Below are 20,242 nucleotides of genomic sequence, written 5' to 3'. Positions count from 1 at the left end.
GTCAAGACGGATTTCAACTGCTTAGAAGTCAGGTCTAGCTCTGCCCCAAATAGGGTGAAGAAGGCCATCAAACAGTAACTACGGATTTAAACGACGCCTCTACAGACAACAGAAAAAGCTGCTGACTGGTGCGCATATCCTCACTCCTCTCAAACGTTCTTACCTTCACGTTTCACGCTTTCCGTCCCACTTTCCACCCAAACCCACCCGGTCTTTATGGCTTACTATCACCGCCTTGGCCAAATTCCGCGCAAGCGCCATACCCAATTCCGCCAGCCCGACGGCACGCTGTACTCCGAGCAGCTGGTTGGTACGCTCGGCTTTCACGGCGTTTCCTCGCTGCTATACCACCGGCACCCGCCTACCGATATCCGACAGCTAGGTCAGCCCGAGCCTTTCAGTCCCAAGCTGCTCAAAGACCGACCCTTGCAGCCGAGCCATTTACGGACCCTAGCCCAAACCACCACCGGCGGCGACTACCTAGCTGCCCGCCAAACCATGCTCGGCAATGCCGACGTCACGCTCAGCATCTGCAACCCGACGGAGCGGCGCATGAGCTACTACTACAAAAATGCCCTGGCCGACGAAGTGATTTTTGTGCACGAAGGCCGCGGTGAACTATGGAGCCAGATGGGCAAAGTAGCTTTCGAGCCCGGCGACTATGTGGTAATTCCCCGGACCATCATCCACCAGCTACACTTCGAAGAAGGACCCGTGCGCTTGCTCATTATCGAATCGTTTAGCGCAGTGGAAACGTGTCGGCGCTACCGCAACCACTTTGGGCAGTTGCTCGAACACTCGCCGTATTGCGAGCGGGACATCCGGCCACCGAGCGAACTGGTCGCGGATGACACGCAGGAATCAGGCGAGTACTTACTGAAAATCAAGAAGGAAGGCCAGTTGCACCACCTCACCTATGGCCATTCGCCTTTTGATGTGGTCGGCTGGGACGGCTACTTCTATCCGTACGCCACTAGCATCCATGATTTCGAGCCGATAACGGGCCGGCTGCACCAACCCCCACCGGTGCATCAGCATTTCGAAGGGCACAACTTTGTGATTTGTTCGTTTGTACCGCGGCTCTTCGACTATCATCCACTAAGCATCCCAGTGCCCTATAATCATTCCAACGTCGATTCCGACGAGGTGCTGTATTATGTAGCCGGCAATTTTATGTCGCGGCGGGGCGTGGATTTGGCGTCTTTCACCTGGCACCCGAGCGGCATCCCACACGGGCCGCACCCGGGCACCGTGGAAGCTAGCCTCGGCAAAAAGGAAACCCACGAGCTAGCCGTGATGGTCGACACGTTCCGGCCTCTTTACCTTACAGAAGCCGCGCTACCTTATGTCGACCCGCGCTACCCCATGAGCTGGCAGCCTGACTTCGTGCCGGAAGCACCTAAATCAGCCGACATGATGGATTAGTAATTGATTGATATCAAGTTGTACGCCTTCCTGAACTTGTTTGGGAAGGCGTTTTATTTGACTGGCAAAGCAATCCTGGCATTTCTTCTACTCGTATTTTCGTGGCAAAATTCAACTTCCATGAAAAAAATACTGCTACTATTTCCGTTAGCGTTTTTGCTACTTACCATGGGCTGCGAGAAAATCGACGACCTATTGACCTTCAACATCGAGGACTCACAGAACATCAAGGTATCGGGTGGATTCCCACTTGGAAAGGTGGTGCCCCTGACGCCGCTTACCGTTCCCACAAAATCGGAAGAAAAGTTTAGCACCGAAGGCACGAACGCCAATTTGGTGAAGAAGGTGACGCTAACTCAACTCACGCTCACCGTCACCGATCCAAGTAGCGAGAACCTAGACTTCTTGAAGCTCATCCGAATTTACATCAGCACGGACAGCAACGACAAGGTGCTGCTAGCCTCCTTGGACAATGTGCCACTCGGTGTCAAGTCCATAAACCTAGAGCCCACGAAGGCGGTGCTAGACAAGTACATCAAGGCCAAAAGCTACACGCTTACCACCGAAGCCGAAATTCGCAAGCCTATTTCGAGCGACATCACCCTGCGCAGCGACACGCGTTTTAGGGTTACGGCTGACCCACTGTAAAAGCTTCTACCTGTAGTTCACGCAAAGGCCCATTCAGAAATGAATGGGCCTTTTTGGTTGATTAGGATTACTACCTAAAGTGGTTGCTTTACCGGTTGCGGCCGTATTGCTCGTGGCTGCTTACCCAATCGGAACTGCTGATGGCCGAGCCTAAGCTTAGCTCGCCGGCCAGCACGACGCCCGCTACTATTTCAGCGAACTTATTGACCGTGCCGCGGCCCACGCAGCCTAGCATGCGGAGGCATTCATTTTGAGTGGCTAAGCCTGTACCGCCGCCGTGAGTAGCCACAATGAGCGACGGAATAGTGATGCTCAGATACAAATCCCCTTCCTTGGTTACTTCGGAATACAATACACCTGCCGACGACTCCGACACGTTAGCCACATCTTGCCCGGTGGCAATAAACAGCGCGGTAATGCCATTGGCCGAGTGTGCCCCGTTGTTGTTGGCCCCTGATAAGAAGGCACCCACGTTGCTGACCTGCCCGTGGTAGGCCAGTTGCTCGGGCGTCACGCGCATGCGCTGTTGGAGAACTTCACGCTTCACGACGGCCTCGGCCACTACCCGTTTGCCGCGGGTGCGCATCACATTGATTTGGGACGCTTTTTTGTCGGTGGCAAAATTCGACTCCAAGTAGAAGTGCCGAATAGGGGCGCCTTTATAATGCTCTAGAATCCAGGAGCAGGCGGCAAATGTGGCACGGCCTACCATGTTCTGACCGGCGGCGTCGCCGGTGCTGAAGTTGAAGCGCAGGTACGCAAACTTGTTGGCCAAGTAGGTATCAATGTATTGCAGCTTGGCTACGCTGGAAGTGCTTTCCGCTTCCGGCCGAATCTGGTCGATGGTTTCGGTTACCCAGCGGCCAAAGTCGCGGGCACCGCGGGCATCGTCGAACACGAATACTGGCGCGCGTTGCATAGCATCGCCTATAACGGTGCATTTGACGCCACCACAGAGGTTAAGCACCTGAATACCTCGGTTGTAGCTGGCCACCAGGGTACCTTCGGTGGTAGCCATAGGTATTAGAAAGTCGCCTTGGGCAGATTCGCCATTCACGCGCAACGGGCCCGCCAGCCCTATTGGAATCTGCGCTACCCCCGTAAAATGCTCGCAGTTGCCTTGCAGCATATGTGCATCAAACGAGTAGTGCTTGAGGTGCTTGAACTCCTGACCGGAAAATTCCTCGGCGAAGCGCTGCCGGGCCTGAATGGCCGCCTCGGAATAATCGTCTTGGCTCTGGCGTGGAATCCGGGTGCGGTTATCGGACTGCTGCACAATGGCGTCTTCTACCTCCACCGACAGGTCGCCAAAGGGGTCGGCGGCAAACTGCACCCGTATGGGATGAATACCCTCGGGCAGCGCATTGGCCGTGAGGTAGAAAGTGATACTATGCCCCACGGGAAACTCCAATCCGCCAGGAGTACGGCTCAGCACATCGTGCGCGGGCCGGATGTCACCATCGCCTAAGTCCAAGGCAATGTTTTCGGGAGCAACGCGCTGGCCTCCCACTTCTATATAGTCCAGCCGGGTGAAGCGGACGGTATCGAGGCGGTTTTTGATACTGAAGGCAATACCGTTGGGCGTATTGCGCAAGCTGCCGCGCGTGTAGAGCAGCTTCAGCAGCATGGGGCTAGGCGTGAAAATCATGGGAGCAGAAGACGAGAGTGGGAGTAGGACGATGCTGGTGGTAAAGTGCGAATTTTTCAGAGAAAGGTTTCAGCAGCACTGCAACTAGCAAAGCTTTAGTACCTATTTCGGATTGAAAAAGACCGGTACAGTGAACGGCACATCATACACCTCCCCATTCTGTGTGACAGTTGTGAATTCGCCTAGCATCTTAATAACCCGCATCGCCTCATTGTCAAAAGCGGGTCCAAACCCTTTTTGTATGCGCACATTGCTCACTTTCCCTGTCTTGGTAACGATAAAGCTTACATACACTCGCCCTCTTTCCCGGTGCCCCACAGGATACCGGAGATGCGTGTCAATGAATTTGCGCATTCCCTCAAATCCGCCGTCCTTATAATCTGGCATAGGTGGGAAATAGCAGATTATAGTGTTTGAAACGTTTGCTTCTGACTTGTAAGTGGAAGCAGGCTTTCGAAGACTAGTTTGCTGTGCCCAAACATGGCCATTCATCAAGCATAGACTGCTTAACATTAGAAGCGTCTGTTGCATATCAGCTGAGCTTGATTGTGATGGGCAGAATGTAGTTTACGTTTACAGGTTGATTATTGTGTCTACCAGGAGTAAACTGACCATTGAGCAATTTTATCACCCTAAGTGCTTCGGCATCAAGCAACGGATGAATGCCTTTAATGACATGGGCATTGCGCATTCGACCATTCTTGTCAATAATGAAGTTGATAAATATCCGCCCATCTACATCTGCTGCTTCCTTTGGCCAATCCCAATTCCTATTAATAAAGTCAGGTAGTGCCTTTAGGCCGCCAAACTTGTAATCGGGCATTTTTTCTGTGTGGCTATAAACCTGAGGTTCTCTGTGACTAGCCACTTCATTACCTATAACAGCCCCCATAAATCCTCCTGAAATTTCGCTGTCATTTATCCATGTTAGCTCCGGGAGAATAGGTGTAGCCATCACTGATTCGTGCTTTATATGTTTGATGAGAGTTATTGGATTCAACTCCCTCGGAGTCTTTAATATCAGTTCTATTTCGTTTGGGCAATTAGCCATCTGTGTTGCCTTCCGTACTTGGGCCCATGCTTCATTACTCGTCAGGCCCAACCCGCATACTAACACCAGTGCCACTAGAAACCGCCGCAGCTTTGGACGTAGTTGTAGTGTTGGCGCAAGTTGACTTTGCCGGAACCGGCCGCAGACACGTCCGTCAGCAGATGCTTGGAAGGCTGATTCCAGATCTGCTTGCGTGCTTTTCGTGAAATCTAGGACCACCCGGTCGCAGATGCTACAGTGGTGCCCTTGAGCTACGGGTGTCATTTGCTGCCAGTCTTCGTGGCAGGCGTTCAGGCGGACGTTGAGGATGGGTAGCGGTAGCATAGAGTCTTGTCTAGCAGGGCTAGACTATACCGTGCAACGCATGGCGAACCTGAATCTTGTGCTGCTCCTTTCAGACAGTACGGACAGGTATCCAGAAGTGGGTTCTAGCTTAAAAACCGGCCGTCATGCTGAGCGCAGCCGAAGCATCTCGCCAGTGTGGTACACCCTTTTGCCATTACAACGATTCGAGCGAGATGCTTCAGCAAGCTCAGCATGACGGTTGGTTCACTACCGGTTCACACCCTAGTTTGCAGTCGGTCCTACTCCTCGAAATACTCTTTGCCGCGGCTGTCGATGTAGCCGGTCTTGCCTTCAGGAGTTGTTACGCGGGCTACTTCTTCTATGAACGGTTCGGCCGCGGCGTATTTCACCTTTGTCATGAGCTTACCTTCATTATCGACGTACCCAAAGCGGCCTGCTTGCTCTACTATCGGATAAGCAAAGCCGTTGGTGGCCGTGGCTCGAATGGCATCGTATTCCAGTGGTAATATTAGTTTGCCTTTGGCATTCAATACACCCCACTTAGTGCCTTGGCGAACCACTAACAGCCCATCATGGTGCAGGTCTTGAATTTCGTCGTACTCGGCGGGAACCACCGTGCTGGAGCCAGCCGTGAAGCGGAATCCGACCTTACCCTGCCGACGCATTATGTCGCCTTGCTCCAAGTAATCGGTTTCCGGCTCGGGGTCGGTAGGTGTGCTCAGGCGCTGGCCATTCAGGTCAATATCGAAGGTTTCGCCATTTAGCTCGACGTGGGCGCGGCCTTGGTTGAAATTGCTGGCGTGCGTAAACTGCATTGGCGTGACGGGGTTGCCGCCGCCATCGATGTAGCCGAAAAGGGCACCCTGCCGAACCAAGGCTACTCCGCTCACAAACGGCCCAGCTTCGTCGTAGGCCAGGGGCAGCACCAGGTGCCGCGTGTGGTCGGCATACCCCCAGCGGTTGCCACGGCGGAAAGGTACCAGTTGGGAACTAGTCGCTTGGGCGAGCAATGGCGTATCGGTCAGCAGTGCGGCAAGCACGCTCAGAGTGCAAAACAGAAGGCGTAAATATCGCCGGGATGGAAACGAAATAAACCGGAATTCAGGCATTTAAGCGAAGGTACGCAAGCCCACAAAACCTGTGGCTCGTTTGCGGGTTGATTCACTTGTTCTTCACGTATCAAGCTAAATTTTGGGAGTCTGGCTGCCCAAAAGGTCGCAAGTGTCAGTGCTGGGATTTTCCTTGTTACCGTAATTTTACGGCAAGCAAGGCACGGTCCGGTGCCACTCTCCTATCTTTGTGCCCGCAGGCGCATTTGCCGGTCGCCTCCGCTCTATATGTCTTCACTACAGAATTACCCGCGTTTCACCCTAGGCTCTGCCCTCACGGCTGAACAACTGGCGTTTTTCCAGCGAAATGGATTCTTACACTTTCGGGGCTTTGCTGACCTGAGCACGGTGCAGCGCCTGTTGCGCGCTTCCGAGCAAGTGCAGCGTCAATGGCTAGCCGACGACGTGCAGAAAGTAAATGGCGTGCCGATCAAGTACGGCAAGGACGTCGATGGTTCCCCCATTGTGCAGCGCTTCGCTTTCGCGAATCATTACAGCACGGAGCTGCGCGAATTTTTGGAGGAGCCACGGTTTCAAGCGCTTTTCCCGCTGCTCGAAGCTCCCGGTGGCCGGATTGGCATCAACGAGAAAGACGGCCTCGTCATCAACCACTACGTGAACGTAACGGGCAGCGAGTTTTCGCAAATGGGGTGGCACACCGACTCCCTGCGCGACGTGTTCTACGGTAAGCGCATCGGTCCGATGCTCAACGTAGGCTTCCACCTCGATGGCACGCCCTCGACCAATGGGGGCCTGCGCCTGATACCAGGCACGCACCGCCAGCCACTGCGCGAAATGCTGTTCCGCAAGAAGTACTACAAAGACGTAAGCTTCGACCCCAACGAAGTTGCCGTTGAAACCGAAGCTGGCGACCTAACGGTGCACGATGGCCGCATGTGGCACCGCGTGGCACAGTCGCCGCTGATAGGCGAAGTATCTCGGCGGCGAGTGATGTATATCCCGATTCTGGCTGGCAAGTACCAACCTAAGTCTGAAAACAGCCCTACGCCGTTCTATTTGCGGTTTCTTCACTTGGTGAAATAGTAAGTTGCCGGAATGCTGAGCTTGCCATTTTAATTGGGTGAAACGGCAAGCTCACCCATTCAGCCTACTACTTCATCTTCGCTATTCGATTCTATGCCTACTGCTCTCATCACTGGCGCTTCGCGTGGCATCGGCCGGGCTTTTGCCGTCGAGCTAGCCCGCCGTGGCTACGACCTGCTGCTCGTGGCCCGCTCTGCCGACCAGCTTGAGGCCGTGGCTGCCGAGCTGCGGCAGTTGCATAAGATTAAGGCGCATGTTCTTCCCTGCGACTTAGCCTCTGCTGGTGCAGCTGAGCGGGTAGCCGAGTGGGTAAGCACGCAGGCGCAGGAACTGACGGTACTTATCAATAATGCAGGGTACGGCATTTGGGGCCGCTTCGAGGAGCTAACCTTGGCGGAGCAGCAAAACATGCTGCAACTAAACATGCATCTGCCCGTGGCGCTAACGCACCTACTGCTACCGGCCTTGCACCGGCAACCCAAAGCCTATATCCTGAACGTGGCTAGTACTGCGGCTTACCAAGCCGTGCCTACGCTCACGCTTTATGCTGCTAGCAAAGCTTTTCTGCTAAGCTTTTCCCGTGGCTTGCGCTACGAGTTGCGCGAATCGGGCGTGTCAGTGAGCTGCCTCAGCCCCGGCGCTACCACCACCGACTTTGCCGACCGGGCTGGGATGAGCGCAGGTCTGCAAGAAACTGCCAACAAGGTTTCGATGACACCCGCGCAGGTGGCGCAAGCCGGTATTGCAGCCCTATTAGCGGGCGAAGCCGAAATTATTCCGGGCGCTTTAAACAAGATTTCCTCGAAGCTTACAGGACTTGTACCCAAAGCCCTAACCGAAAAAATTGCGGCTGGCATCTACGAGAAGCACCTGAAGTAAGGGCAGCTTCCTACGACTGTCTTTGCAATACTCGTATGCCCTTAGCAGGGTAGCGTGATGATGAATTCGGTGCCTTTGCCGACTTCGCTGCTCACAACAAGGTTGCCTCCGTGGCCTTTTTTCACAATATCGTAGCTCAAGGACAACCCCAAACCGGTGCCTTCGCCAGCAGGTTTGGTGGTAAAGAAAGGCTCGAAAATCTGCCGCTGCACACTCTCGGGCATTCCTACCCCGTTGTCGCACACCCGAATTTCCACTGCGTTGCTATGCTGCGCGGTACACATGCATATCTCGGGCTCATAGCCCGCTTCGCCTATTTGCTGGCGTTGCCGCACGGCGTGTAGCGCGTTGGTACACAAGTTTATCAAAACCCGGCTCAAGTCTTGCGGCAGCACTGGCGCGGGTCGTAGCTGTGGATCGTACTCGGTCTTGAGCGTGGCGCTAAACGCCGGATCTTGGGTGCGGAATCCTTTGTAAGCTAGCTGAGCAGCTTCGGCCGCAAGGTTATTCAGGTCGGTGGGTACGGGTTGGCCGGTACCGGAGCGGGAGTGCTCCAGCATATTTTTGATTATAGCGGAAGCCCGCAAGCCATGCTCACTGATTTCGCGCAGGTTTTGGCGCAAGCCCGTCATTATTTCCTGCTGCAGATTGTTTTGCTGCACCGACGTACCGGTGCCCATGTCATCCATGAGTTTGGTACTGACTTCCGCAAAATTTTTCATGAAGTTGAGCGGGTTTTGTAGTTCGTGTGCAATACCCGCCGACAACTCTCCCACGAAAGCCCACTTTTCGGACTGAACCAACTGGTTTTGCGCCTGCCGCAGTTGCTGCAACGTGTGCCGGTTACGTTGAAGCTGCCGGTAGATAAACACCCCCAAACCGGACAGTAGAATAACTACCAGAAAAGCCCCGCCGAGCAGCAGGTTGCGCTGCTTGATGCGCAGCGCTTGCAGTGCCTGCTCATGGCGCAAATTGGCTATCTGGGCATTTTGAGCTTGCTCTGTACGTTCGCCTTCGTACTGTGCCACGTGGAAAGCGCCTTCGGCCGCACTGAGTGTATCGGCTAGGGTTAGGTAAGCCCGCGAGTAGCGTTGTGCTTCGGCTGGCCGCTTCTGCGCGTCGTAGAAGCGGGAAAGCTGCGCCAGATAACGAGGCAGTAGCACATCCATGCGAGCCGCAGTGGACTTTTGGTACGCCCGAAGCCAATGCTTTTCTGCCCGGAGGTAATCGTGGCGAGCGTCATAATACTGCGCCCACGTAGCTTCTAGCTCGAACTCTCCTACCCGGCCCGTCATGGGCAAGTGCAGGGAATCGTCGAGGTGCTGGGCTTGGCGCAGAAAGGGGTAGGCCTGTTCAGGCTGGTGCATTCCAAGCAGCACCGCACCTTTCTGAACCAAAGCATAAGCAGTATACACCGCCTCAGTGGCCGAGTCGGTACGCGCAGCCTTCAATCCCATATCGGCAAAGCGCAGTGCTTCTGGATGACGACCTAGCCGCAGATGCACCTTGGAAATAGCTTCGATAGTAAAGAAACGCTTTACTCCTTCAATCTGGTAGGCGTCTTCCAACTTCATAGCTAGCCGCAGGTAGTGCAAAGCCCGCTGCGTATTTCCCCAATCGGCGTAAGCAGCGCCTGTCGCCATAATTTCGTTAACGTAATGAGCCCGGTCAAACTCTCGAAATAAGTCAGCGGCTTGCAGCAAGTGGCTTATCGACTGGTTGTAGTCGCCTTTATGGCGGTAGTAGCCACCGAGGGCCAAGTAGCAAGCCGCCATGCTTTTCTTATCGCCGCGCAGCTTGTAGGCAGCTAGCCTCTCGCGAAAGTACACGCCCCGAGCCGGCACCTGACGCAACTGGTTGAACAACGGCGCCATAGCAATTAGCAACCGGGGCATTTGCCGTTTGGCCTCATCAAACAAGAAAATAGTTTGCTGCATGGCCGCCAGTGCTTGCGGGTTGGGCGGGTCCTGGGCCCACAGCCGCACGCCTACTCGTAGCTGCTGGTAAGGTACATCGTCGAATTTCTTGAGTTGTTTGTTGAGCGCCAAAAGCTCGTCGAGCTGGGGTAGCAACTGGCGCCGGCGCCGCAGCTCCGACAAGTCAACTATATCGACTAGCTGCACTAATACGCGCAAGCGGGTGGTGTCAGCCTGCTGGCTGTGTACCGCCTGTGAAAGCGAGTCGTAATCGGTGCCCCAGTATTTGTATTGCGCTAACAGCGGCCCACTTACGAGTAAGGCCAATAGCGTGATTATCCACTTCATGTATAGAGTTGGGGCCAACAGCTAGGGCTGAATGGCTAAGCAAGATAGAAGGAACTTCTATAGAAAAACATTGACCTACTCTATTAATATACTCGCTTTTCAGGAGCATTGCCTACAGGTTTTGCAAACGTAAATATGCTATAAAACTAACACAGAGTGCTTATAAATAAGCCCTTGGCCAACAGTCTACTTACTCACTAGGCAAGTAGACTGTTGGCCAAGAACTTTGTGCTTCACACCAGTTCTTTGTTTGCTGGATCGGCCCACCAGCCGGCCAACCAGTAACAGCCGAGGGCGAAAATGGGGGCGGCTACCACATCATACGTATAGTGCACACGCTGCACCATCACCAACAGCCCCACAACGGCAGTGGCAGCTAGCAGCCACCGACGACGCTGGCTTGTGCCCGTAGCCAGGGCAAACAGCATAACCGTAGCCGTGTGCCCTGAGAAAAACAAGTCTTTGGTGATTGGACCTGCCGACACGTAAATGAATGTATCGATAATTGGGTCGCGTAGGGGCAATAGGCCAACCGGAGGCTCTAGCGGAAGCAGCGCAAGCAGCATGACGCGGCAAATTTGCATCAGCCAATAAGCTCCCAGCAAACGAAGCAGCACATAAGGCCGCGGCAGCACGTAGGTGAACGCAACTCCGGCGCTTACATAGATGACAATGAAGGTAAACCACGATACCTCGTGCGTTGGCAGTAAAGCCAGGAACGGGTCGGGCAGTAGAGTGCCCGGCCGGGTCTGCAGCCAAGCAAAAAAATGTGGCAGATTAGCTACCAGCGCTATTAGCAATAGCAGCGTAATCAGCAACCGATACCGGAAAGCAGCCTGCTGCCAAGCGGCCGGCCAAGCGGCTGGCACAGAATCGGGAGCAGCAATCAGATGGGGCATGAGACGATTACACAAAAACAGGCGCAAAAGTAACGCATGCCGCTATATTCATAAGCTGTGCTTTGCGGATTAAGTGGTGCTTGCTGGACATGTTGGGGAAGTAGGTACACAGGAAACCTTGCGCACTGGGCCGCTCCTTTACTGGCGGGGCAGTATCTTTTGCGCCCAATCCCATTTTCCTACATGAAGCATTCTTTAGTCCTGACTTCCCTTGTGGCTACGCTGACCTTACCGGCAGCAGCCCAGAACGCGGCGCTTAATGCCCGCATAGCCAAGCTGGCTACCGCCCAAGAATCGAAAGTAATAGCTTGCCGGCGCGACCTTCACGAGCATCCCGAACTAGGTAACCAGGAAACGCGCACCGCCGGTATAGTAGCCGAGCAACTCAAAAAATTAGGGCTGGAAGTGCAAACCGGAGTGGCCCGCACGGGCGTGGTTGGCATTCTGAAAGGAGGTAAACCAGGCCCCGTGGTGGCTTTGCGGGCGGATATGGATGGCTTGCCCGTTACGGAAGCCGCTTCCTTGCCATTTGCCTCGAAAGCCCGCACCACCTACAACGGGCAGGAAGTGGGCGTGATGCACGCCTGCGGCCACGACACGCACGTGGCCATGCTACTTGGCGCGGCCGAGGTATTGAGCCAGGTAAAGAAAGACTTACCCGGCACCATAAAATTCATCTTTCAGCCAGCCGAGGAAGGCTCTTTGCCCGGTGTGGTAGGTGGCGCCCGCCTCATGGTGCAAGAAGGTGTACTCGATAACCCGAAAGTAGACGCCGTTTTCGGCTTGCACATCAATGCCCAAACCGAAGTAGGCACCCTCAAATACCGCCCCGAAGGTACTATGGCCGCCGCCGACGTGTTCACTATCAAGGTGAAAGGCAAGTCGGCGCACGGGGCGTACCCGTGGCTGGCAGTGGACCCGGTGGTAACGGCAGCCCAAATCGTGACGGGGTTGCAGACCATTGTTAGTCGCCAAACCGAACTAACCGAGGATGCCGCCGTGCTAACGGTAGGCATGATCCACGGCGGGGTGCGCAATAACATCATCCCCGACCAAGTGGAGCTGACCGGCACTATCCGGACCCTTGACAAGGACATGCAGCAGAAGATATGGGCTGCCATTCGGCGGACGGCTACCAACATTGCGGCAAGCGCGGGCGCTACAGCCGAGGTGGATATTGTCAACTATGCCCCCATCACTTACAACGACCCGCGCCTAACCGAGCGGATGCTGCCCACTCTGCAACGCGTGGCAGGTCCATCTCATGTGGTGCTGCAAAAAGCTGTAACCGGAGCCGAAGACTTTGCTTACTTCCAGGAGAAGGTGCCCGGCTTGTTTGTGTTTGTGGGCGGCATGCCCAAGGGTAAGAACCCCGCCGAAACTGCCCCGCACCACACGCCGGGTTTCTTTGTTGATGAAAGTGGCCTTACGCTAGGTGTACAAGCCATTGCCACCCTGGCAGCCGACTACTTAGGCATGAAGAAGTAGGCCTATTGCGCATCTAATGCAGTTCCTGTTATTCTCATTCATTACCTCTCGTGCTTAACATAGCCCTCGTTACCTGCGAAAGCTTAGCGCAATACGCAGCCCCCAACATCGATGACGAAGACAACCTGCTGACGCGCTACTTGCGGGAGCAAGGCCACCACGTAGAGCCTCGGATCTGGAGCAACCCGGCCGTGAACTGGCATAGCTATGATTTAGTATTGCTAAAGTCACCGTGGGATTACTTCGACCGGGTACAGGAATTTTATGCCTGGCTGGACCGCATGGAGCAAGAAAACATCCGGATGCTCAACCCCGTGGCTACGGTCCGCTGGAATGCTGACAAGCAGTATCTGCTCGATATGGAGCGGCAGGGCGTCCGGATAGCGCCCACACGGTGGCTGCCGCGCGGCACCACCTTCGAGGCCGAAACTGTATTTCAGGCGCTGCACACCAACCGCTTGGTGGTGAAACCAGCGGTGAGCGGTGGTGCCAAAAACACGTTCGACATGAACTTGGCCGAGGCCCAACGGCGGGCCCCGGAGTTAACCGCCCTCTTGCAAAGCGAGGATTTTCTGGCCCAGCCTTTCCTGCCCCAGATCCAAAGCCAAGGCGAATGGTCGTTGATATACTTGGGCGGCCAATACAGCCACAGCGTACTGAAAACACCAAAGTCAGGAGACTTCCGAGTGCAGCACTACCTGGGCGGTGGCATCGATTCCCGTGAAGCGCCTACCCACCTACGCCACATCGCCGACGACATCGTGGGTCGCTTCGCCGCCGACTGCCTCTATGCCCGCGTCGATGGCGTGGAAGTCAACGGCGAGTTCCTGCTTATGGAACTAGAGCTCATCGAGCCCTTCTTGTACCTGGATACTGCCGAAGGCTCGTTTGCGCGCTATGAGGCTGGAGTCATAGATATGGCGGGACGATTTGCAGTGTAAAAGCTAAAGCAGCCTACCATTATCAACCACAAAGGGCGCCTCGGAGCGCCCTTTGTGGTTTTAAAAGCAATTTATGCCTCTTGTAGCAAGCTCATTTCAAATGAAGTATTGCTTAGAAGCCATTGATGGTGAAGCCCCCGTCAACGCTTAGGCACTGCCCCGTGATGTAGCTGGCGGCGGGCAAGCAAAGAAAAGCAACGGCGGCGGCCACTTCTTCGGCTTCGCCAACGCGGGCCAGAGGTGTGCGAGTCACTACCTGCTGCAAGTAGTCGGGGTTGGCGAGAACGGTGGCGGCCAGCGGCGTTTGGATATACCAGGGCGCTACAGCATTCACTCGGATACCCGCCGATGCCCACTCCACGGCCAGATTGCGGCTGAGCTGAATCAGGGCAGCTTTGGTCATGCCATAAATAGCGCCGGTGCGCACGTGCGTGAGCCCGGCCACCGACGACACGTTGATGATGCTAGCGCCGCCCGCTGCTTTCAGTTGTGGGTAAGCAGCTTGGCTTAGCCCAAACGCCGATTCAAGGTTGGTGGCTAACAGATACTGATACTCCGTGGCTAAGTAGTCGGTGGTAGGCTTGCGGATGTTGGTGCCTACATTGTTGACAAGGATATGCAAGGCGGGCCCAAGCGCTGCCGCCGCAGCCAGTACAACCTGCCGACCGGCCTCTTGACTTACATCGGCAGCTACGGCGTGAGCATCGAGCCCGGCGGTACGCCACTCTGCTACCTGGGCTTCTAGCTCCGGGGCTTGCCGGGCCACGGCCACTACAGTGGCACCGAAAGCCAACAGCTCGGCCGCTACGGCCGCGCCGATGCCTTTGGATGCACCTGTTACGACGGCCAACTGTCCACTTAGGCTCCAGCGCTTTTGTAATAAGGGGTGTAGTTGCTGCATGATGATCGGTGAAGATGACGGTGTAAAACTATGGCTTTTAGATCAAGCAAATCCTCGACAACATTACGCATTTAAAGGATAAAATGCATTTAGCTAAGAAAGTTTATAATAAATATTATTGATATATTTTAAATTATATACTGTTTAACTGATCATATTTTTAGTGCAATCGTTTTCTAATTATCGAAATCATAAATTGGCACCCTTGCTGCCTTCCAACGGCAGGCTTTTCTTCCTTTCCCAACCCAACCAACATTCAATTCTATGATCAAAAAATACCCTGTAGCAGCTCTCTTACTGCTCGGTGCTCTGCCTTATTCGGCGGCGCATGCCCAACAGGTTACCCGCGCAGCACAGAAGTTTTTGGCCGAAGACGGCACCCCTGCCCTTGTACGGTTTCGCCCGGAAACGCCGGCCTATACGCTAAGCCAAGCTCGGCAGGCCCTAACCGAGCAACTGCAACTGAAAACAGAGGACCAGATGCTGCAAACCCGCACCGAAACCGATGGCCTTGGGTTCGTGCACGAGAAGTACAACCAGTACTACAAAGGCGTTAAAGTGGAGCATGCGGCTTATACCCTGCACGCCAAGCAAGGCAAGGTGGAAAGCATGAGCGGCCAGATAGAGCGTATCGAGGGCCTTAAGACGTCGCCTTCCATGGATGCTGCTACTGCGCTGCGGTACGCGCTAGCTTTTGTGGGGGCCAGCCAGTATATGTGGGAAGATGCCGTAGAAGAAGCGGGCTTGAAAAAGCTGGAAAACGATCCTACTGCCACCTACCGTCCGCAGGGCGAGTTGGTGATTGTACGCAACGACCGTAACCCCAATCCGGCGCAGCACGGCAAACCTACGTTGGCCTGGAAGTTCAACGTCTACGCCAAGGCGCCTATTAGCCGGGCTTACATTTATGTAGACGCCGAAACGGGCGAAATCGTGTTGCAGGATGCCATCATCAAGCACGTGGCTGCTACTGGCACCTTTGCCACCAAGTATGCCGGTACTCAGAGCAGTGCGACCAGCACAACCACCGGCGGGTATTACCTCCGCGAAGCAACCCGCGGCCTGGGCATCGAAACCTATAACTGCAAAAAAGGCAGCAGCTACACCAATGCTGTCGACTTTGTGGATGCCGACAATAACTGGACCGAGTACGCCAACGCCAACTTCGACAATGCGGCCCTTGATGCCCACTGGGGTGCTCAAGCCGTGTACGACTACTGGAAGAACGTGCACGCTCGCAATTCCTACAACAACGCCGGCGCCAAAATCAGGAGCTACGTGCACTTCGACGACACGCCTGGCGACGGCAAAGGCTACGAGAATGCCTACTGGAACGGCTCCGTAATGACCTATGGTGACGGCTACACCCGCTTTGACCCGCTGACTTCCCTCGACGTCTGCGCCCACGAAATCGGACACGCGGTATGCTCCAGCACCGCCAACCTCACGTACTCCAACGAATCGGGTGCGCTGAACGAAGGCTTCTCCGACATCTGGGGTGCCGCTGTCGAGTACTATAAAGCGCCCAACAAAGCTACTTGGCTGATTGGCGAAGACATCGATAAAGTACGGCCCTCCTTACGCTCAATGAGCAACCCCAATGCCGAAGGCCAGCCCGATACTTATAAAGGCACCAACTGGTATGCTGGCACCGGCGACAACGGCGGTGTACACACCAACAGCGGCGTGCTCAACCACTGGTTCTATATCTTGAGCGTTGGCAAAACTGGCACCAACGACCTCGGCAACTCCTTCAGCGTAACGGGTATTGGCATTGACGCCGCGGCCAAAATCGCCTACCGTACCGAAAGTGTGTATTTGACGGCTTCGTCGAATTATGCCGCAACCCGGACCTATTCTATTCAGGCAGCTACCGACCTTTATGGAGCCGGTTCGGCGCAGGTAACGGCCGTAACCAACGCGTGGTATGCCGTGGGCGTGGGCGCAGCGGCTGGGGGCACTACCCCACCGCCTACCACCTCAACTTACTGCACCAGCAAGGGCACTAACACGAGCTATGAGTGGATCGACTTCGTTGGCCTCGGCAGCATCAGCCGCACTTCCAGCAAAGATGCGGGCTACTATGATGGCACGGCCCTCGGCACTACTGTAACGGCAGGCTCCGCCCAGACGATTAGCTTCTCGGCCGGCTTTGCATCCACGGCGTATACCGAGTACTGGAAAGTTTTCATCGACTACAACCAAGACGGCGACTTCATTGACAGCGGTGAAACCATTGTGAATGGCAGCAGTGCTAGCACGGGTACGCTCAATGCCAGCTTCACCGTACCAACCACGGCCAAGAGCGGCAAAACCCGCCTGCGCGTGGTAATGAGTGATGCTTCGGCTACGAGCAGCTGCGGCTCTTACACCTACGGCGAAACCGAGGACTACAGCATTACTATCTCGGGTGGCACGGCGCTGCAAGAAGCAGTAGCCGTAAGCAAGAGCGACAGCAACCTGGACCTGATAGGTTCAGGCCGCACGCAACCCCTGGAAATATATCCGAACCCAGCTACCGATATGCTGCGCATCACTACGCCTGGCAATGGCACGGCCGTAGCCGTGAGCGTAACTGATTTGCAGGGCATAGAGGTACTTGGCACCCAGGTAAAAGGCGGGCAACTGAACGTATCGACGTTGGCGAAGGGCATTTATATGCTCGAAGTTTCCGACGGACAGAAAGTGTTCCACCAGCGCTTCGTCAAGGAATAGATGTACTGCTAGTAAGTAGTATGTCAAACAAAAAAGGCCCGTCGGACTGACGGGCCTTTTTTATTGCGTTGGCTGATGACCTTACGTTTCAGCTGAAGAGCTTTACCGGTTCCACGGAGCGTATTCTAGCTTTAACTCCACCAAACCATATCCGTCGTTCTGGTTAGGGTTGGCACGCTGGCTGACATCGTCGAGGTGGTCGGTGGTGGTGAAATAGTAGGCTCCTTCAACGGTGGCATTAATCCTGGGGGTAAGGCGCAAAACCACGCCGAGCCCAACAGGCGCTACCACAGCCAACGCCGGATAATCATTGCGCTCGGGCCGTATGTACGAGGTGTTTTGGTTGGGGCGGCTGGTGCCATTGTACGCGTTGGGATTGTAGAGCAAAAGGCCGGCCCCGGCCTTTATATAGGGCTTCACGAGCGCCGCGTCTCGTTTGGGGCTGGCAAACTGGCTTTCATCCCGTATCAGCTCGTAGCGCAGAAACGTGACGCCGCTTATATTCTGTCCTTTGAAAGCCAACCCCCGTTCCGGCAACTGGTCTTTGGCGCCAAGTTGAAAATAAGTGCCTTCGGCGCCGATAACTAGGTGCGGCCGAATAAGATAGAGCAACCCCAAGCTGACACTACCGCCAGGAAAATTTTCGGACAAGCCGCCTAGGTCGCCACTGTATAAGCCAACCCCACCACCCGCTGTGAAGCGTACGGGCCCACGGTAGTATGCTCGGGCCTGTGCATTGTAGTGCCGCCGCCGGCGCTCGGGGCCTTCTTGGGCCATAGCGGAATGCGCCAGCAATACACTGGCCGCGAAAGAAGAAATCAGCAGAAGGTGCTTCACGCAGTAAGATTAAGTGAACAAGCTAGGCCGCTGGCTACGTACCGCAGCCGGACTAGGTTGATAGGAGAAGGAAAAGTAGATGCTAGTCAGTGATCCGCTTACCCTTATTCGTATGCTGACTTTACCGCTTTATCCAACTAAACTACCCCAGGTTGAAGGGCTAGTGTTGGACCAGCAGCGGTACCGCTTGTCTGGAAACACTACAGCGGCAGACAACAGCCTTATTTGAATTTGCCTTGCGGATCCGGCATTTTGGCCATCAACTCGCTCAGGAAGTTGAAGTCGATGCTGTTGATGCTTAGGTCGCCGCCTTTATGCGCAGCATCCCAGGCTTTGGCATAATCTTCCTGCAAGTAATACACCCGCGCGATTTGCTGCCAAGCCACCGCATTTTTGGGATCGGCGGCCACCGCTTTTTGCAGGTAGTCAAAGCCAGTGGTTAGGTCTTTCTTCTTCTTGGTTTGCTCGTAGCGGATGAGGTAGCTGCTGCCCAGGTCGCCCAGCATCAGCGCATCATTGGGAGCTAGGGCCAAGCCTTGCGTAAGCAAGTTGATAGATTCGTCGGGGGTAGGGTTGCGACTGGCAACTACGCCTAAGCCACGGTATGCTTCGGCATTTTTGGGGTCGAGCAGCCACGCTAGGTTGAAGCGGTAGATAGCAGTATCTGCCTTGCCTTCGGTTAAGTACTCGTAGCCCTTCGTGGAAAAGAACTTGCTGGCTTCGGCCTTGGAGGCAAAGCTACGCTCTATGTCGGCCAGGAAAGCTGCCCCAACCAGGGCTTGCGCCTGCGCCGGCGAGATGCCCCCAAACAGAGGCTGTAAGCGGTTGGCAGCGCTAACGGGTGCGTCCCCTTTGGTTTTTACTTTGGTTTTGCGCTGAGCTTGCGCTGGCAGTGTCAGCAGGGTACTAAAGCCTAGGAGCAGGCAAATCAAGTATTTCATTGACGTTTTACAGGAATAAAATGCAGTAGAAGAAGTTAGCTAGTGGTAACTGGCTTCCAGCAAATATAACGTACGCTCCCACAGCCTTCGTGCCTTCAAGGCGAAATGAGAACAGACCAGCATCTTTTTGCTGGCGCCACCATCCTAAACCAGCGGTATGCGCGTAAGTGTCACGCTCCCGTTGCTGGCGCCTTCATGCACCCATAAGCCGGTAGCTGCTGTTTCCTTTTTCTGCCCTGATTTTCTTCTACATGCGTGTTTCCCGCCGCTGGCTGGCCTTGCCTACTCTGCTCTTGCTGCCTTTGTTGCTTGTAGTAGCCAACGAATATGCCACCGCCCGCCCCAGCCGCCGCACCCAGGACATAGCCTACGTGCCCGCTACCGATCCGGCCTATGATGCCGAACGGCACCTGCTGGATGTGTATGCTCCCCGCCTCCAAGCCTCTACCCCTTACCCAGTAGTGGTTTTCATTCATGGGGGCAGTTGGAACAGCGGCAACAAGAACTTCTACTCTTTTATCGGGCGTCGCTTGGCCAAGCAGGGCGTAGTAGCCGTGATTATTAACTACCGCCTCTCCCCGAAAGTAGAAGTGCCCGCCATGGCCGACGACTGCGCCCGCGCCGTTATCTGGACCACCGAACACATCCGGCAATACGGCGGCGACCCGCAACGCGTGTTCCTAATGGGCCACTCGGCAGGCGCGGGCCTTGCGGCCTTACTCGCCGCCGACAACCGCCTGTTTGCGCGACGCGGCCTAGCCACCAACCCCGTCCGCGGCACCCTCCTCGATGACCCCGCCGGCCTTGATATGTTCGAGTACCTCAGCAAACTCGAATACCCCGGCGACGCTCAATACCTGATTCCCTATGGCAAGCAGCCCGAAGTGTGGAAAGACGTTTCGGCTTTGTACCACGTTACGGCCGCCACGCCGCCGTTCGTTATTTTCATCGGGGGAGAAACCTACCCTTCTATTCGCAACAGCAGCCGCAAGTTTCAACAGAAGCTAACTGACCTGGGCTGGCCGCCACAGTTCACGGTGCTGCCCGGCAAAAAACACGTTCCCATGGTCTTGCAGCTGTACTGGAAGAACAATGTAGTTTACCAAGAGCTACTGAAGCTGGTGAGAGCAAAAAGTTGAGTGGCGT

16 protein-coding genes are annotated in these 20,242 nt (G+C 55.0%); 8 read left to right on the top strand and 8 right to left on the bottom strand.

Annotated features, from left to right (window positions below; genetic code table 11):
* Positions 1-216 precede the first annotated feature (216 nt).
* Entirely contained in the window at positions 217-1,425 is a 1,209-nt protein-coding gene (locus P1X16_RS23040; RefSeq protein ID WP_277234229.1) for a homogentisate 1,2-dioxygenase, read from the top strand.
* A gap of 120 nt (positions 1,426-1,545) precedes the next feature.
* Positions 1,546-2,073, top strand: a complete 528-nt coding sequence (locus tag P1X16_RS23035) for a hypothetical protein (protein ID WP_277234227.1) — start codon at positions 1,546-1,548, stop codon at positions 2,071-2,073.
* 88 nt (positions 2,074-2,161) lie between these two features.
* Here the strand turns inward: P1X16_RS23035 and P1X16_RS23030 are convergent, their stop codons facing one another.
* From P1X16_RS23030 to P1X16_RS23020, 3 genes are all read right to left on the bottom strand, one after another.
* Complete coding sequence (locus P1X16_RS23030; protein ID WP_277234225.1) at positions 2,162-3,721, bottom strand: hydroxymethylglutaryl-CoA reductase; 1,560 nt, start codon at positions 3,719-3,721, stop codon at positions 2,162-2,164.
* 532 nt (positions 3,722-4,253) lie between these two features.
* Positions 4,254-5,096, bottom strand: a complete 843-nt coding sequence (locus P1X16_RS23025; protein WP_277234223.1) for an energy transducer TonB — start codon at positions 5,094-5,096, stop codon at positions 4,254-4,256.
* A gap of 260 nt (positions 5,097-5,356) precedes the next feature.
* Positions 5,357-6,118, bottom strand: a complete 762-nt coding sequence (locus P1X16_RS23020; protein WP_277234221.1) for a WG repeat-containing protein — start codon at positions 6,116-6,118, stop codon at positions 5,357-5,359.
* A gap of 297 nt (positions 6,119-6,415) precedes the next feature.
* Here P1X16_RS23020 and P1X16_RS23015 point away from each other — a divergent pair, with 297 nt between their 5' ends.
* Positions 6,416-7,231 (top strand): phytanoyl-CoA dioxygenase family protein, encoded by an 816-nt coding sequence (locus tag P1X16_RS23015; RefSeq protein ID WP_277234219.1) that lies wholly within the window; start codon positions 6,416-6,418, stop codon positions 7,229-7,231.
* Between the two features lie 93 nt (positions 7,232-7,324).
* A complete protein-coding gene (locus P1X16_RS23010; protein WP_277234217.1) occupies positions 7,325-8,110 on the top strand; it encodes an SDR family oxidoreductase in 786 nt (261 codons plus the stop codon).
* A gap of 41 nt (positions 8,111-8,151) precedes the next feature.
* On the opposite strand, the gene P1X16_RS23005 is transcribed toward P1X16_RS23010, so the two are convergent.
* Both P1X16_RS23005 and P1X16_RS23000 read right to left on the bottom strand, forming a co-directional pair.
* Positions 8,152-10,374, bottom strand: coding sequence for a tetratricopeptide repeat-containing sensor histidine kinase (locus P1X16_RS23005; RefSeq protein WP_277234215.1), 2,223 nt, complete (start codon positions 10,372-10,374; stop codon positions 8,152-8,154).
* A gap of 233 nt (positions 10,375-10,607) precedes the next feature.
* Complete coding sequence (locus tag P1X16_RS23000; protein WP_277234213.1) at positions 10,608-11,273, bottom strand: phosphatase PAP2-related protein; 666 nt, start codon at positions 11,271-11,273, stop codon at positions 10,608-10,610.
* Positions 11,274-11,456: 183 nt separating this feature from the next.
* Between P1X16_RS23000 and P1X16_RS22995 the strand changes: the two genes are divergently transcribed.
* Together P1X16_RS22995 and P1X16_RS22990 are read left to right on the top strand one after the other, a co-directional pair.
* On the top strand, positions 11,457-12,761 hold the full coding sequence (locus P1X16_RS22995; protein WP_277234211.1) for an amidohydrolase: 1,305 nt from the start codon (positions 11,457-11,459) through the stop codon (positions 12,759-12,761).
* 50 nt (positions 12,762-12,811) lie between these two features.
* Positions 12,812-13,702 (top strand): hypothetical protein, encoded by an 891-nt coding sequence (locus tag P1X16_RS22990; protein ID WP_277234210.1) that lies wholly within the window; start codon positions 12,812-12,814, stop codon positions 13,700-13,702.
* Between the two features lie 112 nt (positions 13,703-13,814).
* On the opposite strand, the gene P1X16_RS22985 is transcribed toward P1X16_RS22990, so the two are convergent.
* Positions 13,815-14,603, bottom strand: coding sequence for an SDR family oxidoreductase (locus P1X16_RS22985; RefSeq protein WP_277234208.1), 789 nt, complete (start codon positions 14,601-14,603; stop codon positions 13,815-13,817).
* Between the two features lie 264 nt (positions 14,604-14,867).
* Here P1X16_RS22985 and P1X16_RS22980 point away from each other — a divergent pair, with 264 nt between their 5' ends.
* Positions 14,868-17,318, top strand: a complete 2,451-nt coding sequence (locus P1X16_RS22980) for a M4 family metallopeptidase (RefSeq protein WP_277234206.1) — start codon at positions 14,868-14,870, stop codon at positions 17,316-17,318.
* 102 nt (positions 17,319-17,420) lie between these two features.
* Here P1X16_RS22980 and P1X16_RS22975 read toward each other — a convergent pair whose 3' ends face one another.
* Both P1X16_RS22975 and P1X16_RS22970 read right to left on the bottom strand, forming a co-directional pair.
* A complete protein-coding gene (locus P1X16_RS22975; protein WP_277234205.1) occupies positions 17,421-18,155 on the bottom strand; it encodes a hypothetical protein in 735 nt (244 codons plus the stop codon).
* Positions 18,156-18,376: 221 nt separating this feature from the next.
* On the bottom strand, positions 18,377-19,096 hold the full coding sequence (locus P1X16_RS22970; protein WP_277234203.1) for a tetratricopeptide repeat protein: 720 nt from the start codon (positions 19,094-19,096) through the stop codon (positions 18,377-18,379).
* 251 nt (positions 19,097-19,347) lie between these two features.
* Here P1X16_RS22970 and P1X16_RS22965 point away from each other — a divergent pair, with 251 nt between their 5' ends.
* The gene (locus P1X16_RS22965; protein WP_277234201.1) at positions 19,348-20,235 is read left to right on the top strand and encodes an alpha/beta hydrolase; all 888 of its coding nucleotides are present in this window, start codon (positions 19,348-19,350) and stop codon (positions 20,233-20,235) included.
* The last annotated feature ends 7 nt before the right edge of the window (positions 20,236-20,242 follow it).

The sequence above is a fragment of the Hymenobacter sp. YC55 genome (genome assembly GCF_029433095.1).
GTDB lineage: Bacteria > Bacteroidota > Bacteroidia > Cytophagales > Hymenobacteraceae > Hymenobacter.
The sequence above is the reverse complement of the archived record's forward strand: the minus strand, read 5'-3'. Positions and strand labels throughout refer to the sequence as shown.

Coding starts and splice junctions, on each gene's coding strand:
- P1X16_RS23015 (WP_277234219.1), top strand. CDS start 6,416: ATGTCTTCACTACAGAATTACCCGCGTTTCACCCTAGGCTCTGCCCTC.
- P1X16_RS23025 (WP_277234223.1), bottom strand. CDS start 5,096: ATGCTACCGCTACCCATCCTCAACGTCCGCCTGAACGCCTGCCACGAA.
- P1X16_RS22985 (WP_277234208.1), bottom strand. CDS start 14,603: ATGCAGCAACTACACCCCTTATTACAAAAGCGCTGGAGCCTAAGTGGA.
- P1X16_RS22995 (WP_277234211.1), top strand. CDS start 11,457: ATGAAGCATTCTTTAGTCCTGACTTCCCTTGTGGCTACGCTGACCTTA.
- P1X16_RS23035 (WP_277234227.1), top strand. CDS start 1,546: ATGAAAAAAATACTGCTACTATTTCCGTTAGCGTTTTTGCTACTTACC.
- P1X16_RS22980 (WP_277234206.1), top strand. CDS start 14,868: ATGATCAAAAAATACCCTGTAGCAGCTCTCTTACTGCTCGGTGCTCTG.
- P1X16_RS23040 (WP_277234229.1), top strand. CDS start 217: ATGGCTTACTATCACCGCCTTGGCCAAATTCCGCGCAAGCGCCATACC.
- P1X16_RS22965 (WP_277234201.1), top strand. CDS start 19,348: ATGCGTGTTTCCCGCCGCTGGCTGGCCTTGCCTACTCTGCTCTTGCTG.
- P1X16_RS23030 (WP_277234225.1), bottom strand. CDS start 3,721: ATGATTTTCACGCCTAGCCCCATGCTGCTGAAGCTGCTCTACACGCGC.
- P1X16_RS23005 (WP_277234215.1), bottom strand. CDS start 10,374: ATGAAGTGGATAATCACGCTATTGGCCTTACTCGTAAGTGGGCCGCTG.
- P1X16_RS22970 (WP_277234203.1), bottom strand. CDS start 19,096: ATGAAATACTTGATTTGCCTGCTCCTAGGCTTTAGTACCCTGCTGACA.
- P1X16_RS23000 (WP_277234213.1), bottom strand. CDS start 11,273: ATGCCCCATCTGATTGCTGCTCCCGATTCTGTGCCAGCCGCTTGGCCG.
- P1X16_RS23010 (WP_277234217.1), top strand. CDS start 7,325: ATGCCTACTGCTCTCATCACTGGCGCTTCGCGTGGCATCGGCCGGGCT.